The 14,978-nt window shown below is 69.7% G+C and carries 14 protein-coding genes and 2 pseudogenes; 11 read left to right on the top strand and 5 right to left on the bottom strand.

All coding sequences use genetic code 11. The annotated features are described in order from the left end of the window. Positions 1 to 160 precede the first annotated feature (160 nt). Complete coding sequence (locus tag JMF97_RS10370) at positions 161 to 1,678, top strand: M20/M25/M40 family metallo-hydrolase (protein WP_238359059.1); 1,518 nt, start codon at positions 161 to 163, stop codon at positions 1,676 to 1,678. 73 nt (positions 1,679 to 1,751) lie between these two features. Here JMF97_RS10370 and JMF97_RS10365 read toward each other — a convergent pair. Beyond that, a pseudogene (locus JMF97_RS10365) lies at positions 1,752 to 2,451 on the bottom strand (YybH family protein). Beyond that, positions 2,418 to 3,539, bottom strand: a complete 1,122-nt coding sequence (locus tag JMF97_RS10360; protein ID WP_203221348.1) for a sigma-70 family RNA polymerase sigma factor — start codon at positions 3,537 to 3,539, stop codon at positions 2,418 to 2,420. Before JMF97_RS10360 ends, JMF97_RS10365 begins: the two are co-directional and overlap by 34 nt. 233 nt (positions 3,540 to 3,772) lie before the next feature. On the opposite strand from JMF97_RS10360, the gene JMF97_RS10355 reads away from it, so the two are divergent. Then, positions 3,773 to 4,339 (top strand): NYN domain-containing protein, encoded by a 567-nt coding sequence (locus tag JMF97_RS10355; RefSeq protein WP_203221347.1) that lies wholly within the window; start codon positions 3,773 to 3,775, stop codon positions 4,337 to 4,339. A 29-nt stretch (positions 4,340 to 4,368) separates the two neighbouring features. On the opposite strand, the gene JMF97_RS10350 is transcribed toward JMF97_RS10355, so the two are convergent. Continuing rightward, positions 4,369 to 4,935: an HAD domain-containing protein gene (locus JMF97_RS10350; RefSeq protein ID WP_438803749.1), complete on the bottom strand. Its 567-nt coding sequence runs from the start codon at positions 4,933 to 4,935 to the stop codon at positions 4,369 to 4,371. Between the two features lie 753 nt (positions 4,936 to 5,688). On the opposite strand from JMF97_RS10350, the gene JMF97_RS10345 reads away from it, so the two are divergent. The 5 genes and pseudogenes from JMF97_RS10345 (at position 5,689) to JMF97_RS10325 (ending at position 8,187) form a co-directional block, all read left to right on the top strand. Further along, positions 5,689 to 6,381: an alpha/beta fold hydrolase gene (locus JMF97_RS10345; RefSeq protein WP_203221345.1), complete on the top strand. Its 693-nt coding sequence runs from the start codon at positions 5,689 to 5,691 to the stop codon at positions 6,379 to 6,381. A gap of 3 nt (positions 6,382 to 6,384) precedes the next feature. Further along, positions 6,385 to 7,011: pseudogene (locus tag JMF97_RS31210) on the top strand (questin oxidase family protein); the annotation flags it as partial. Positions 7,012 to 7,178: 167 nt separating this feature from the next. After that, a complete protein-coding gene (locus JMF97_RS10335; protein WP_203221344.1) occupies positions 7,179 to 7,451 on the top strand; it encodes a hypothetical protein in 273 nt (90 codons plus the stop codon). 27 nt (positions 7,452 to 7,478) lie between these two features. Further along, entirely contained in the window at positions 7,479 to 7,823 is a 345-nt protein-coding gene (locus JMF97_RS10330) for a cupin domain-containing protein (RefSeq protein ID WP_203221343.1), read from the top strand. Between the two features lie 106 nt (positions 7,824 to 7,929). Next, positions 7,930 to 8,187, top strand: coding sequence for an alpha/beta fold hydrolase (locus tag JMF97_RS10325; RefSeq protein ID WP_203221342.1), 258 nt, complete (start codon positions 7,930 to 7,932; stop codon positions 8,185 to 8,187). A 98-nt stretch (positions 8,188 to 8,285) separates the two neighbouring features. On the opposite strand, the gene JMF97_RS10320 is transcribed toward JMF97_RS10325, so the two are convergent. Continuing rightward, positions 8,286 to 8,816: a TetR/AcrR family transcriptional regulator gene (locus tag JMF97_RS10320; protein ID WP_203221341.1), complete on the bottom strand. Its 531-nt coding sequence runs from the start codon at positions 8,814 to 8,816 to the stop codon at positions 8,286 to 8,288. Between the two features lie 92 nt (positions 8,817 to 8,908). Here JMF97_RS10320 and JMF97_RS10315 point away from each other — a divergent pair, with 92 nt between their 5' ends. Further along, on the top strand, positions 8,909 to 9,325 hold the full coding sequence (locus JMF97_RS10315) for a nuclear transport factor 2 family protein (RefSeq protein ID WP_203221340.1): 417 nt from the start codon (positions 8,909 to 8,911) through the stop codon (positions 9,323 to 9,325). Next, positions 9,322 to 10,161, top strand: a complete 840-nt coding sequence (locus JMF97_RS10310) for a Rossmann-fold NAD(P)-binding domain-containing protein (protein ID WP_203221339.1) — start codon at positions 9,322 to 9,324, stop codon at positions 10,159 to 10,161. The genes JMF97_RS10315 and JMF97_RS10310 overlap by 4 nt, the downstream gene beginning before the upstream one ends. A 126-nt stretch (positions 10,162 to 10,287) precedes the next feature. Here JMF97_RS10310 and JMF97_RS10305 read toward each other — a convergent pair whose 3' ends face one another. Then, positions 10,288 to 11,688: a short-chain fatty acyl-CoA regulator family protein gene (locus tag JMF97_RS10305; protein WP_307816853.1), complete on the bottom strand. Its 1,401-nt coding sequence runs from the start codon at positions 11,686 to 11,688 to the stop codon at positions 10,288 to 10,290. A 188-nt stretch (positions 11,689 to 11,876) separates the two neighbouring features. Here JMF97_RS10305 and aceA point away from each other — a divergent pair, with 188 nt between their 5' ends. Then, the gene (gene aceA / locus JMF97_RS10300; protein WP_238359057.1) at positions 11,877 to 13,169 is read left to right on the top strand and encodes an isocitrate lyase; all 1,293 of its coding nucleotides are present in this window, start codon (positions 11,877 to 11,879) and stop codon (positions 13,167 to 13,169) included. Continuing rightward, positions 13,166 to 14,776 carry a malate synthase A gene (gene aceB, locus JMF97_RS10295; RefSeq protein WP_203221338.1) on the top strand — a complete coding sequence of 537 codons (1,611 nt, stop codon included), beginning with the start codon at positions 13,166 to 13,168 and terminating at the stop codon, positions 14,774 to 14,776. Before aceA ends, aceB begins: the two co-directional genes overlap by 4 nt. Positions 14,777 to 14,978 lie beyond the last annotated feature (202 nt).

Below are 14,978 nucleotides of genomic sequence, written 5' to 3'. Positions count from 1 at the left end.
CGGGTGCCGATGTGCGTGACCGCTTCCGTTCGGCGGGGACGGTCACCGCGTCACGCTATGGACAAAGCGGTATAGCGCGATGTGTTTACGCCATTCTCCGCACCGTCCTAATCTGCGGCTGCCGGTGTCTCCGGCGTTCCCTATCCGGCAGGAGAAAACGTTGCGAGTACCTTCGGTGTTGCGTGCCTGCACGGCCCTGGTCCTGACCGCCGTCGCCGTGGTCGCCGTCCCGGCCACCGCCCCCGCGACCACCGCCCCGGCGACCGCTTCGGTGGTGTCCGCCATGGCGGCCCCTGACATCTCGCTGACCAATACAAAGGCACACATTCAGCAGTTCCAGACGATCGCGACCAGCAACGGCGGCAACCGGCGCGCCACCAGCGCCGGCTACACCGCCTCGGTGACCTACGTGTACAACAAGCTGGTCGCCGCCGGATTCACCGTGACCCGGCAGAACTGCACCTCCGGCTGCACCAGCGGCGCCGGCCCGAACGTGATCGCCGACTGGCCGGGCGGTGGAGACCCGAACAGCATCTACATGTTCGGCGCACACCTGGACGGGGTGTCCGCCGGTCCCGGCATCAACGACAACGCCTCCGGGTCGGCGACCCTGCTGGAGATCGCCCTGACCCTCGCGGCCACCAACCCGAGCCTGACCAGCCGGGTCCGGTTCGCCTTCTGGACCGACGAGGAGCAGGGCCTCAACGGATCACGGTTCTACGCCAACACGCTGTCCAGCACGGAACGCGCGAAGATCAAGGCGTACTTCAACTTCGACATGGTCGGCTCCGTCAACGGCGGCTACTTCATCAACCGGATCACCTCGGTGCCCGGCCAGACGTTGAAGGCGTACTACGACTCCATCGGCGTACCGACCGAGGAGAACACCGAAGGCGCCGGCCGTTCCGACGACGCCCCCTTCAACGCGATCGGCGTGCAGACCTCCGGGGTGGCGGCGGGCGCGTCCCGGGTGAAGACCGCCGCGCAGGTGACCAAGTGGGGCGGCACCCAGAGCGCCTTCGACCCCTGCTACCACCGGGCGTGCGACACGTACCCGAGCAACATCTCCGACACCGTGCTCAACCGCGCCGGTGACGCCGCCGCGTACGCCCTCTGGACCCTGGCGGCCGGCACCCCGGCGACGACGGTCTGGTCGGACACCTTCGAGACCGCCACCGGCTGGACCACCAACCCCGCCGGCACCGACACCGCCACCAGCGGCAGTTGGGAGCGCGGCGTGCCGCAGGCCACCAACTCCAGCGGCGCCAAGCAACTCACCGCCCTCTCCGGCACCAACGACCTGGTCACCGGCAGGCTCGCCGGCACCTCCGCCGGCGACCACGACATCGACGGCGGTACGACTAGCGTCCGCTCACCCGCCATCACCCTGCCCACCACCGGCCCGCTCACCCTGAAGATGTCCTGGTACCTCGCCCACGGCAGCAACGCCACAAGCGCGGACTTCTTCCGGGTCTCCGTCGTCCACAACAGCGGCACCACCGCCCTGTTCACCCAGTCCGCCACCGCCACCAACCGCAACGCCACCTGGACGTCGGGTAGCTGGAGCCTGAGCAGCTACGCCGGCCAGAGCATCCGAATCCTGATCGAAGCCGCCGACGCCAGCACCGCCAGCCTGGTCGAAGCCGCCGTCGACGACGTCACCATCACCCAGGGCTAACCCTCCGCGATATCCCCGTTGATCATGAGGTTGACTGCGGTCTGGAGATCAACGAGTGCCGCTAACATCATGATCAACGGGGCTGGGCGTGGGGGTGGGAGAGGTGTTGGTGGGTTAGGCGCCAGACACCAGCGCGGCGGGTGAAGACGCGGGTGCCGCGGGAGCAGGTTTCCGTGCGCTCGCCGCTGGACAGGGTGATCCGGATGAGGTTCAGGCCCCAGGAGACGGCTAGGTCGCCGTCTATCAGGATGGTCTGGTCGGGGACGTCCCAGGTCACCCTGCCGTCGCGGCGGCAGCTAGACCGGCCTGGCAGACCTCACGTACCGCTGGTGCAGTTCACGTAGCTCCCGTTCGTCGGCGGCCGGGTCCCGCACGGCGGTGTCGAGCGGGAAGGAATGGTGCTCGTGGGTCACCACCCAGCGCCCGTCCTGACGGCGCAGACCCAGCGTGAGGCGCAGTCGCCGGTCAGGCGCCGCGGCGAGGTTCGCCGCCGTGCCGCAGCGCAGCAGGGCGTACGCGAACGCCACCTCGGCGCCGGCCGTGACCTCCAGCGACTCGATCTCGAACGAGGCGCCCTGGGCCTGCCAGCGGAAGAACGGCGGCCAACTCTCCCGGTAGGCGGCCAGACCCCGTACCCCCTGCTGCGGCGGCGGCACGTCGAACATCACGATGTCCTCGGCGTGGTCGGCCAGCACGGCGTCGAGGTCGCCGCGGTGCACAGCGGCGGCCCAGCGTTCGATCAGGGTGCGGATCTGTTCCTCGTCAGTGGCCATGATCGGCTCGTTCCTCTCCGGGTTGTTCGGGGTCCGTCACCCCTACAACCCGGGCCGGGCGGCAAACTCATCGCACCCCCGGCTGGCTCGCCGTCGAGTCGGGCCGGAAGCCCGTAGCGTGGGGATGCGGCGTCGAGGAACGAGACCACCTCGGCGATCCGGGTGCCGCGCAGCGTGAGCAGGTCTAGACCCGCCGGCAGGTAGGCGCCCCGGACTTCGTCCCAGCGGTACGTGCCGAACGCCAGCTGCCCGTTGGCCCGGCCCGGCAGGAAACGCCAGCGGTACGACCCCACCACCTCGACGAGGAAACCTCGGATCGCCGGCCGACCCTCGTACCAGATCCGCAGTGGCGGCATCGAGTACCGCGCGTCGTCGGTCAACATCGTCACGATGGCCTCGACGTCACCGGCCTCCCAGGCCGCCGCGTACCGGCGGGCCAACTCCCGCTGTCCCGCGTCGCCGAGCGCCCCCAGGGTCCGTTGCTGGGTCTGCTCGGGCAGCAGACCGGTGAGGACCGCGCGGGCCCGCTGCAAGGCGCTGTTGACCGCCGCGACGGTGGTGCCCAGCAGGTCGGCGGCCTCCCTGGCCGAATAGCCGAGCACCTCGCGCAGCAGCAGCACCGCCCGCTGCCGGGCCGACAGATGCTGAAGGGCGGCGACGAACGCCAGCTCCAGGCTCTCCCGGGCGATCATCCGGGTCTCCGGCCCGAGCTGCTCGGTCCACCCCATCAACCGCTGGGGGTACGGCTCCAGCCACGCCAGCTCGGTTGTCGCCGCGGCGTCCGGTCGAAGGTCGGTGGGCAGCTCCCGGCGCCCCCGGCGCTCGATCAGGGTCAACGCCCGATTCGTGGCGATCCTGTAGAGCCAGGGTCGGATCGATCCATGGTCATCCTGGAACCGGGCGAGGTTCCGCCAGGCCCGATCCAGGGTGTCCTGGACGGCGTCCTCGGCGTCGTGCAGGGAGCCGAGCATCCGGTAGCAGTGGGCGCGCAACTCCTCGCGCAGCGGCCCGATCAGCCGCCCGAACGCCTCGCCGTCGCCCGCCCGCGCCGCGTCGAGCAGTTCCCCGTACCCCTGCTCGCGCTCCATCATCGGCAGGCTACGCCGACCCTGACCCCGCCTGCAGCCGGCGACCGTGCGTGAGTCGGCGTCACCCTCCGGTACCACACGGAGACCCCCGGTGGCCTGATCCCCGACTCTCGAGGCTGCCGAGGTGCGGCGGACGGGCAGCCAATACCCTTGACCACGAGCATGGCTTCTGGCACGTCACACGCTCGGGCTGGACCGGTCCGCGCTCGCTGCTCGACTCGAGAGGTACCTCTATGCCCGGCACATCGGAATCCGTCACGTACCTCATCGTGGACGGGGAGAACATCGACGCCACTCTCGGCAACAGTGTTCTGGAGCGCCGGCCGGCCCCTGCGGAGCGACCCCGGTGGGAGCGTCTACGGGAGTTCGCGCGCGACACCTGGCGGCAGCCGGTGAAGGGACTGTTCTTCCTCAACGCCTCCGGTGGCGTACTGCCGATGCCTTTCGTCCGGGCCCTGCTGAGCATGGATTACCGGCCCATCCCGCTCGCTGGTTCATTCGATCAGAAAGTGGTGGACATCGGCATCCAGCGGACTTTGCAGGCCATCGCCCGGCGCCCGGGCAATGTGATGCTAGCCAGCCACGATGGTGACTTCCTGCCGCAGCTCGGCGAGCTGCTGCTGGACGGCGATCGTCAGGTCGCGGTCGTCGGGTTCAAGGAATTCCTCAACGCCGGCTTCGCCGAGCTGCCGGGCCTGCAGATATTCGACATCGAGGAGGACGCGGACTGCTTCACCAACGTGCTTCCTCGGGTCCGCATCATCGACCTCGAAAGCTTCGACCCGGAGCGCTTCCTGTAGGCGGCGCGAGCTGGCCGGTGGAGCGGCCTTCACCACCGCGCCGCCGCGTACCGGCCGCCAGGGCTGTGGTGGCCGCGCCGCTGCGGCACGCCGGGCCGATGGTCCAGCCAGCGACTCACCGCCGCGAGGTCGATCCAGGTCAGTCCCCGGTCCGGGTCGACACGATGCAGTAGTGCAGGTTGCGGGTGCTGGGCGGCCACCCACCGCCGGTCGGCGTCGCTGATCTCGTCGTCCAGCCAGACGAAGGGGCGACCTGCCGCCCACCGCACCAGCGGCTTGGTCTTCCAGTGCACTCCACGTGGTGGTTCCTCGTCATCGTCGGGCCAGTCGACGAAAGGTAGAGCGGGAAGACCGATCCGGGGCGCCACGACCTCGTTGGCTTCGGCCATCCAGGTGCTGGCCCAGACCAGCTCACCCGGCAGGGCCAGCAGCCGATCACCGTCGGCGGGATCGAGACGGTCCAACAGCGGATTCCCGTGCTGATCGGGCCCGTCGTCATGCCCACCAACACGGACTGCGTACGGCCGGGACCGTAGCGGGATCAGCACCCCGTCGATGTCAACGAAGATCAACGGCGGTCCAACTCTGCCAGCCACCGCCGAACCGTACCGCCCAGTGGTGCACGCAGGAACGCGAGCACGGTTACGAGGCGGCCGATAAACGCCTACCGGCATGCCAGAGCGGATAGCGCGCCATGATCCATGATGGCTGGCATGCGAACCGCCCCCACCGGCCCAACACCCAGTCACGCTGTTCGCGGCCGGCTGCGCTCGCTGGCTGCCCTGGAACTCATCAACATCCCACTGCAAGCTTGGATATGGTTCGGCCTGGTCGGGCTCCCAGCCACGGCAACCAACCTGCTCGGCTTCGCCTTGTTCGCGCTTCTGCTGATCGAAGGCGCCGCCTACTGGGCAACCAAACTGCATCAGATCAACGCCCGCCGCCCCCACCTCCCGGCGCGACCGGCCTTCCGCGCAGCGCGCACCGCCAACCCACTGCTCCTAGCTGTCGGACTCCTAGCCACCGGCTACGCAGCCGTGACAAACCCAGGCCGCACCTCATGGCCAGGACTGGCCTTCGCCCTGTTCGCACTCCTGGAACACATCAACTACTTCCACCTCCAACTAATGCACGACACCCCCGCAGACCTCCGCCGCCTCCTCTCCGCCGGCCCCCGCCCCTCCCACCTAGCCCGCGACCTCACCCGCCCACCCCGCCCCGTTGATCATGAGGTTGACGGCACCGTGGAGATCAACAACTGCCGTCAACCTCATGATCAACGTCGAAAGGGGGTCTGCTGGGAGCGGAATCGGTTGGGCTTCGGCGGCGATGTCGATGATGCTCGTGTGGTGCCCGGCCTGATTGACATCGCGCTCGGCGACGTTCGCCTTTCGTTGCGGGTGTGGCCAACTGTTGGTGCGGCCCGTATCCCGGTGGTGCTGTTGCCCGCCACCGGCCGGACCGCCCATGACTGGGACGTGGTCGCGGCGGAACTGGCCGCCGAGCGGACGGTGTACGCCGTCGATCTGCGCGGTCACGGAAGCAGCGACTGGCCTGGTGAGTACCGGCTGGAACTGTTCGCCCGGGACGTCTTGGGCCTCCTCGAACGCCTCGATATCGGCCCGGTCGACCTGATCGGCCATTCCCTCGGCGGCCTCATCGCCTGCCGGGCGGCGGCGGCAGCCGGACCGCAGCACATCCGTCGCCTGGTGTTGGAGGACATCGGCTTCCCGTGCCCTCGTCCACCTGCGCCACCGGAGCGGCCGGCGGGGGAGTTGCCATTCGACTGGCGGGTGGTGGAGCAGGTCCGCCCCGAGATCGACGATCCATCTTCAGATTGGCCCGACATCATCGCCCGGATCACCGTACCCACCCTGGTGCTCGGCGGCGGCCTGTCGAGCCCAGTGCCCCAGCAACACGTCGCCGAACTCGCCGACCGGTTGGCCGACGCCCGACTGGTCACCATCGACGCCGGGCACTTGGTGCACGAGACCGAGCCGGACGCCTACCTCGACACGGTGATCACGTTTCTCGACGCGTAGCCGCCGGGTATCGCCGCCGGCGCCACCCATGGCGTGATCCGGGTCGGTCACGCGGTGCGCGCGTTGTTGGCGCAGGAAACCGCACCCCGGGTCGCTGAACTCGGCCAAGGGCTGGCCTACTGGGCAGCCCGCTGGCAGCCCTTCATGCCGCCCGGCGCCGGGCCTTACCCGGCCACCGACCCACGCACCGCGCTCGACGCGGTGCCGCGCGTACCCGACCAGCGTTTCGGAATCCGGTCCTGCCTCGCCCAACGTGCCGACCTTCCCGACTGGCCGGCGGCGGCCGGGGCGGTGCCGCACCTTGACGAACCCGTCGGGCAAACCACCGATGAAGACGACGTCCCGGCCCGGCTGGCCGGCATCGTGCACGCGGCGGTCGTCCGGCACGGCACCCACGGGTACGCCGAGCCGGTCATGCTGGTGCACGCCGCGACCGCGCCGAACGCGGTCCTGCGTACCCTGCCCGCTCTGCCCGGCGCGCTCTGGGCGGCCAGCCTCGCCGCCGCCTGGGCCGCCACGGCGGCCGTCACCGCCGCGTACGCCCCGGCAACCGGACACCCCGCTCCGCCGGCCGCACCCGAGGCGGACCCCGCCGAAGTCATGCAGCGCGCCGCTCCCTGGTCACCGCCGTCGATCACGAGGTTGATGGCGGCTTGGAGATCACGCTCGTTCCATGTTCGAGTGGTATCCATGACGCACTGAGGCCCCCGCTGACGGTTCTTGACCTCAACCAGACTTGAGGTTCTAAGGTGCCGGTCGGCAGCCGGAGTCGACCTGCGGAGCTGAGGAGCAGACAGGTGATCGTCACCATCGCCAGGGTCACTGACCCCGTCCGTTTCCTTCAAGTGTTCACCACTGTGGGGGTGGAGAAGCGGCGTGAGCACGGCTGTCGGCGTGCCCAGGTCTATTTCGATCCCGAGGATGCGCAGCGGGCGTGGTGCGTCTTCGACTGGGACGCGAAGGACTATGAAGGGTTCCTCGCCGACCCGGAGATCCCGGCAATCGCGCGGCAACTCGGGATCCAGGCCCCGCCCGGTCACGTGACCGCCGCGGTCGACCTCGACGCATGACGCCTCCGTCAGCGAAAGGATTTCGACATGTCTGACACGTCCGCGCAGGTCCGCCGGTTCACCTCGGTGATCGACGACGAAGATGCCGTCCGTCTCGGCGACCAGATTCTGATCGCGCCAGGGCTGCGTAAAGAGGTCGGCCGGGCGATGAGCGCCTACCCGGCGTTCTTCCCTGCCGGGGCGCGTGCCGACCTGCCGGCCCCTTATGCGGAGGTCTGGGTGGTGCTCAGCGGAGCGTTACGGGTGGGTGCCGAGGGCGACGCCGTGACGGTTCGTGCGGGCGACTTCGTGCATGTGCCGGAGCAGGCACCGGGAATCGTCGAGGCACTTGAGGACACCACTATGGTCTGTGTCTCGGTGCCCGCCCATTGACCGCGGGCGACGACGTTCCCCGTACGGAGGGGCATGTCGGGCCAGGCGGGTCTGCCGGTAGCGGAATCGCTTGGCCTCGAACGGTGATGTCGGCAAGGCTCGGATGATGCCCGAACTGACCGACATCGTGCTCGGCGACCTGCGCCTCTCGCTGCGGGTATGGGGGGCCGCGGACGCGGTCCGCCCACCCGTGGTGCTGTTGCCCGCCACCGGCCGCACCGCCCGCGACTGGGGCGTGATCGCGGCAGGGCTGGCCGCCGAGCAGACGGTGTACGCCGTCGACCTGCGCGGCCACGGAGACAGCGCGATCCGGATCCACGCTGGGGCGACCTCGTCGCCCGGATCACCGCACCTACCCTGCTGATCGGCGGTGGCCCGTCGAGCCCGGTATCCCAGCAGGGCAACGGCGGACGACAGCCCAACGCACCTGAGGGAACCTGCCGGGGGCACCTGGAAGGTCGGCTAGCCGAGCACGTCGTACACCAACTCGCGCAGGCCGGCTTCGGCGTCGATTTCGGGGTGGTTGCGCAGGTGCTCGATGAGGTCGCTCCGCACGGCGGCGATCAGCGCGTGGGCCAGGAAGGCGGCGTTGTCGGTGCCGCGTGCCTGGCCGACGAGGTCGGTGAGTTGGGCGTGTAGTTGGGTGTAGCCGCTGTTCTGGTACGGGCTGCCGAAGCCCTCCCGCTCCAGGGCGAGGGTGAGGATGCGATGGCGTTGTTTGAACCGCCAGGTGCGGGTCATTAGTTCCAGGGCGGTCTGAGCCGGCGTCTCTTCGGCGACCGGCGCGGTGAGTTCACGGTCGATGTGCTCCTGGTAGAGCGCGAGAAGCAGACCGCGCCGGTCACCGAAGCCCCGGAAGATCGTGCCCTTGCCGACACCTGCGGCGGCGGCGACGGCGTCCATCGAGACCTCATCCGGGTGGGTGGCCTCGTGAAACAGGCGGGCAGCGGCAGCCAGCACCATGTCCCGGTTGCGCGCCTTGTCGACTCGCATGGCACTCCCTTGACGAAACGGACCGTTAGTCCGCTACCGTGAAACGGACCAGCGGTCCGAATCTTAGCGGCCACCGATCCGAGGAGGAACCTGTGCCCGACACCCCCGTGGCGATCTTCCGCCGCGCCACCGACCGCCTGCTCACTCACGACATGGCCGGGTTCACCGCGCTGTACGCGGACGACGCCATCATGGAGTTCCCGTTCGCGCCACCAGGCTGGCCGCAACGGCTCGAAGGGCGCAAAGCCGTCGAGGCATACCTGGACGGCTACACCGATCGGCTGGACGTCCAGCGCGTGCACGACGTCGTCGTGCACGAGACCACCGACCCGGACGTCATCGTCGCCGAGATGGCGATCAGCGGCCGGATGGTCGCCAACGGCGAGCCGTACACCGTCCGCTACGTCGCCGTGCTGACCATCGCCGGCGGACTCATCCGGCATTACCGCGACTACTGGAACCCCCTCATCCTCACCGAGACCATGATGGAGACGGAGGTATCGGCATGACGGTGTTGGTGACCGCAGCGACCGGGACCACCGGCAGCCGTCTCGCCCGGCGACTGGCCGGCGAGAACGTCCCGGTACGCCGGGCCGGCCGCTCGCCGGGCGCGGACGTGAGGTTCGACTGGGCCGATCCCACCACGTACCCACGGGCCGTCGACGGCGTGCGGGCGATCTACCTGGTGGCACCACCGGGCGCCGTCGACCCCGAGCCGGTCGTCGTGCCGTTCCTACAGGAGGCCCGGCGGGCCGGCGTACGCCGAATTGCGCTGCTCAGCTCGTCGGCAGTGCCGATCGGCAGTCCTGGTCTCGGCATGTTCGGCGCGCGTCTCGCCGATTTTGTGCCGGAGCCGGTGGTGCTGCGGCCGACCTGGTTCGCCAGCAACTTCACCGGCGACCGCCCACACGCCGAGTCCGCCCGGCGCGACGGCGAGATCGTCAGCGCCACCGGCCGGGGGCGGATCCCCTTCATCGACCCCGGGGACATCGCCGCCGTCGCCGCGCGAGCACTCACCGACGCCGAGGTGCCCGGCGGCGACCTCGTCCTGACCGGTCCGGAGCCGCTGAGCTTCGACGAGGTCGCCGAGATCCTGAGCGACACCACCGGCCGGGCCGTGCGCCACCGCGCGGTCACCTCGGAAGAGCTATCCGAGCGGCACCAACGGTACGGCGTGCCGGCCGCCTTCGCCGACGTCCTCGCCGCCATGGACGTGATGATCGCGGAGGGCACCGAGGACCGGACGACCATCACCGTCGAGGACGTGACAGGTGTGCCGCCGCGATCACTACGGCAGTTCCTCCTGGCCGAACACATGGCGACGGCTCTGCCCTCGATGCCCTAGCCGATTTGCGGGTTGCCGGGTGCGGTGTCGGCCGTACCCGGCACCGTGTTCAGGCGCCGAACCCGCCTGACCTGATGCGCTGGACAACAACTTCATGATCAACGGGGAGGGTGGGGGTGGGGGCTGTTAGTCGCGGAGGGGGTAGGGGACGAAGGTGCTGCGGTTCTCGTCCACGTCCAGTTGGCGGCTGATGGGTGGGGCGGCTCGTTGGGGGCAGGTCATCCGGTCGCAGGTCTTGCAGCCGGGGCCGATCGGGGTGGCGGCCTCGGCGGCGTGCAGGTCCACGCCGGTGGAGTAGACCAGGCGGCCGGCGTGGCGGGTCTCGCAGCCCAGGCCGATCGCGTACACCTTGCCGGGTTGGCCGTAGCCGCCGTGGTGGCGGGTGATGGTGCGGGCGATCCACAGGTAGCGCTGCCCGTCCGGCATCGCGGCCACCTGGGTGACCACCCGACCCGGTGCGCCGAACGCCTCGTATACGTTCCACAGTGGACAGGTGCCGCCGGTACGGGAGAACGGGAAACCGGTGGCGGACTGGCGCTTCGACATGTTGCCGGCCCGGTCCACCCGGACGAAGGAGAACGGCACCCCACGCGCCCGGGGCCGCTGCAACGTGCTGAGCCGGTGGCAGACCGTCTCCCAGCCGATCGCGTAGTGCTGGGTGAGCAGTTCGATGTCGTACCGGCGCTGCTCGGCGGCGGTGAGGAACTGGTCGTACGGCAGGATCAGCGCGGCCGCGAAGTAGTTGGCCAGCCCGACCCGGGTCAGGATCTGGGTCTGCGGGTCGTCGAAGTTCTCCGACTCGACGATCTCGTCGATGACGTCGGCGAATTCCAGCAGCGCGATCTGCGCGGCCATCCGCATCGCCTCCTGCCCGCCGCGCAGCGAGGTGGACAGGTGCAGGGTGCGCGTCTGCGGCCGGTAGCGGTGCAGCTCGCCGCCGAGTGCGCCGTCGTCCTCGCGCAGGATGCGTACGCCGTGCCGTTGGGCCAGGCGGTCGCGCAGCCGGCCGCGGACCTCGCCGCGCCGCAATCCCATCGCGGCGGCCAGCCGCTCGGCTTCCTCGTCCATTTCCGGTACGTAGTTCTGCCGCCGGTAGAAGAACTCGGTGACCTGGTCGTGCGGGCTGCGGCCGAGTCGTTCCCGGTCGCCGACCAGCTCGGCGAGCTGCTCCTCGGCCTGCTGGTAGCGCCGGTGCAGGTCGATGACGGCGGCGGCGAGCTCGGGCAGCCGGGTGGCCAGCTCGGTCAGCTCGGCGGGGCTGGCCCGGTTGGGCAGGGCCTCCCGCAGCCCGGTGACCAGGCGTGGAGTGTCGTGGGCGGCGAAGACGGTGGGGTCGACGCCGAAGAGTTCGGTGATGCGTAGCAGCACCGGCACGGTCAGCGGCCGGGTGTCGTGCTCGATCTGGTTGAGGTAGCTGGGGGAGATGCCCAGGTGCCGGGCCAGCTCGGTCTGGCTGAGCGCGCGTTCCTCGCGCAGCCGGCGTAGCCGAGCCCCGGCGAAGGTCTTGCTAATCGTCCTCACCCCCACGCCAGCAGGTTTGTCGGATCATATTAGCACTGCTGCCAATAAGCCGATTAACAACTTTGCAAAATGTCTCCGAGGATTTACAAGAATTGGCATTTTCCGTCCCTCGACCCCCGCCGACCAGGCATGTGAACGTGGTCTGCACCACCGAGGACCGGGCAGCGGAGCTCAACGGCCACGGTGTGCCACGAATGGTGAAGGGACACGAGACGATGCCTACTCCGGTCGAGCAGTTGCAGCACGAATGGGACACCAACCCCCGTTGGCGGGGTGTGCGTCGGAGCTACCGCGCCGAGGACGTGGTGCGGTTGCGCGGCGCGATCCAGGAGGAGCACACCCTGGCCCGGCACGGCGCGAACCGGCTGTGGCGCCTGCTGAACAGTGAGGACTACATCCACGCGCTCGGCGCCCTCACCGGCAATCAGGCCGTGCAGATGGTCCGGGCCGGGCTCAAGGCGATCTACCTGTCCGGCTGGCAGGTGGCCGCCGACGCCAACCTGGCCGGCCACACCTACCCCGACCAGAGCCTCTACCCGGCCAACTCGGTGCCCGCGGTGGTCCGGCGGATCAACAACGCGCTGCTGCGCGCCGCCCAGATCACCACCGCCGAGGGGGACCCCTCCGGCATCGACTGGCTGGCCCCGATCGTCGCCGACGCCGAGGCCGGTTTCGGTGGGGTGCTCAACGCGTACGAGCTGATGAACGCCATGATCGCGGCCGGCGCGGCCGGGGTGCACTGGGAGGACCAGCTCGCCAGCGAGAAGAAGTGCGGCCACCTCGGCGGCAAGGTGCTCATCCCCACCGGGCAGCACGTCCGCACCCTGGAGGCAGCCCGGCTGGCCGCCGACGTGGCGGGGGTGCCGAGCGTGGTCATCGCCCGCACCGACGCCCAGGCGGCCACCCTGCTCACCACCGACGTGGACGAGCGCGACCAGCCCTTCGTCACCGGCGAGCGGACTGCCGAGGGCTTCTACCGGGTGCGCAACGGCATCGAGCCGTGCATCGCCCGAGGACTGGCGTACGCCCCGCACGCCGACCTGCTCTGGATGGAGACCAGCACCCCGGACCTGGAGGTGGCCCGCCGCTTCGCTGAGGCGATCAAGGCGGAGTACCCGGACCAGCTGCTGGCCTACAACTGCTCACCGTCGTTCAACTGGCGCAAGCACCTCGACGACGCGACCATCGCCAAGTTCCAGCGGGAACTCGGCCACATGGGCTACAAGTTCCAGTTCATCACCCTGGCCGGGTTCCACGCCCTGAACTACTCGATGTTCGACCTGGCCCGGGGCTACGCCAGCGACGGCATGGCCGCGTACGTGTCGCTTCAGGAGCGGGAGTTCGCCGCCGAGCCGGCCGGCTACACCGCCGTCAAGCACCAGCGCGAGGTCGGCACCGGCTACTTCGACCTGATCAGCACCGTGCTCAACCCGGCCGCCGAGACCACCGCGCTGCGGGGCTCCACCGAAGAGGAGCAGTTCGCATGAGGTACGAGGTCATCGGCCCGATGGCCGAACGATTCGACGAGGTGCTCACGCCCGAGGCGCTGGAGTTCCTGGTCACCCTGGACAGCGAGTTCGCCGCCCGACGGGTCGCCCTGCTGGACACCCGACGGGCGCGCCGCGACCGGTTCGCCACCGGGCAGCTGCCCGACTTCCTGCCGGAGACCATCGGCGTGCGGGCCGACCCGACCTGGCGGGTGGCCCCACCGGCACCGGGGTTGGAAGACCGGCGCGTCGAGATCACCGGCCCGCCGGAACGCAAGATGACCATCAACGCGCTGAACTCCGGTGCCAAGGTGTGGCTCGCCGACTTCGAGGACGCCACCGCCCCCATCTGGGACAACGTCATCGGTGGACAAGTCAACCTGATGGACGCCCTGGACCGGCGGATCGACTTCACCGACCCACGCGGCAAGCGGTACGCCCTCGGCGAGGAGCTGGCCACCATCGTGGTCCGGCCGCGCGGCTGGCACCTGGTGGAGAAGGGCATCGTGGTGGACGGTCGACCGATCTCGGCCAGCCTTGTCGACTTCGGGCTCTACCTGTTCCACTGCGCTCGCCGGCAACTCGCCGCCGGCGCGGGACCGTACTTCTACCTGCCGAAGCTGGAGGACCACCGCGAGGCACGGCTGTGGAACGACATCTTCGTCTTCGCCCAGCACTACCTGAAGCTGCCGCAGGGCACCATCCGGGCGACCACCCTGATCGAGACGATCACGGCGGCCTTCGAGATGGAGGAGATCCTCTACGAGCTGCGCGAGCACTCGGCCGGGTTGAACGCCGGCCGGTGGGACTACATCTTCAGCATCATCAAGAACTTCGGGCAGTGGCCGGACTTCGTCCTGCCGGACCGGGCCGCGGTCACCATGACCGTGCCGTTCATGCGGGCGTACACCGAGTTGCTGGTGCGGACCTGTCACCGGCGCGGCGCGCACGCGATCGGTGGGATGGCCGCCTTCGTGCCGGCCCGCGACCCGGAGGTCAACGCGACCGCCCTGGCCAAGGTGCAGGCGGACAAGCAGCGGGAGGCCGCCGACGGGTTCGACGGCTCCTGGGTGGCCCACCCCGGCCTGGTGTCGACCTGCCGGGAGGTGTTCGACACGGTGCTCGGCGAGCGCCCGAACCAGCTCGACCGGCAGCGCGACGAGGTGTCCGTGACCGCCGCCGACCTGCTCTCGGTGGACAAGACCCCGGGCCAGGTCACCGAGGCGGGCCTGCGGTCCAACATCGCGGTGGCGTTGCACTACATCGATGCCTGGCTCGGGGGAGCGGGCGCGGTGGCGCTGTGGAACCTGATGGAGGACGCCGCGACCGCCGAGATCGCCCGCTGCCAGGTGTGGCAGTGGCTGCACCACGGTACGCCGCTGGCCGAGGGCGGCAGCGTCACCCCAGACCGGGTGCGGGCGATGCTCGCCGAGGAACTGTCGGCGCTGACCGAGGGACGCGGCGACGCCGAGCGGGAACGCGCCGCGCAGGCGGCACGCATCGTCGAGGAGACCGCGTTGGGCGAGGAGCTGCCGGCCTTCTTCACCACCGGCGCGTACGCCCGGCACCTGGGGCCGCGCCGCCGGTCACTCGCGACGGCCAACTGACGGCAACCGGGGTGGGGCCCCTCGCCCCACCCCGGCCCGCCCTGCCCCAGCCTGACTTGGCCCGACCTGCCCTACTGCGGCCTGCCCACCCCGGCTTGCCCCGCCCCCGCCCTGCCGTCGTCGTTGACCAGCACCATCTGCGGCCATCGACCGCCCCGGTCACTCTCTCCCGCGCGCTTTGCTCTGCTTCAACCCACGCAAC

The sequence above is a fragment of the Micromonospora fiedleri genome, from assembly GCF_016774385.1.
GTDB classification, from domain to species: Bacteria; Actinomycetota; Actinomycetes; order Mycobacteriales; family Micromonosporaceae; genus Micromonospora; species Micromonospora gifhornensis.
This window is presented reverse-complemented; position numbering and strand designations above follow the sequence as displayed.

What these genes read in the sequence shown, in the direction of transcription:
- JMF97_RS10360 (WP_203221348.1), bottom strand. Translation starts at nt 3,539, where the DNA reads ATGGAGCGCGAGCAGGGGTACGGGGAACTGCTCGACGCGGCGCGGGCG.
- JMF97_RS10355 (WP_203221347.1), top strand. Translation starts at nt 3,773, where the DNA reads ATGCCCGGCACATCGGAATCCGTCACGTACCTCATCGTGGACGGGGAG.
- JMF97_RS10330 (WP_203221343.1), top strand. Translation starts at nt 7,479, where the DNA reads ATGTCTGACACGTCCGCGCAGGTCCGCCGGTTCACCTCGGTGATCGAC.
- JMF97_RS10325 (WP_203221342.1), top strand. Translation starts at nt 7,930, where the DNA reads ATGCCCGAACTGACCGACATCGTGCTCGGCGACCTGCGCCTCTCGCTG.
- JMF97_RS10320 (WP_203221341.1), bottom strand. Translation starts at nt 8,816, where the DNA reads ATGCGAGTCGACAAGGCGCGCAACCGGGACATGGTGCTGGCTGCCGCT.
- JMF97_RS10310 (WP_203221339.1), top strand. Translation starts at nt 9,322, where the DNA reads ATGACGGTGTTGGTGACCGCAGCGACCGGGACCACCGGCAGCCGTCTC.
- aceA (WP_238359057.1), top strand. Translation starts at nt 11,877, where the DNA reads ATGGTGAAGGGACACGAGACGATGCCTACTCCGGTCGAGCAGTTGCAG.
- aceB (WP_203221338.1), top strand. Translation starts at nt 13,166, where the DNA reads ATGAGGTACGAGGTCATCGGCCCGATGGCCGAACGATTCGACGAGGTG.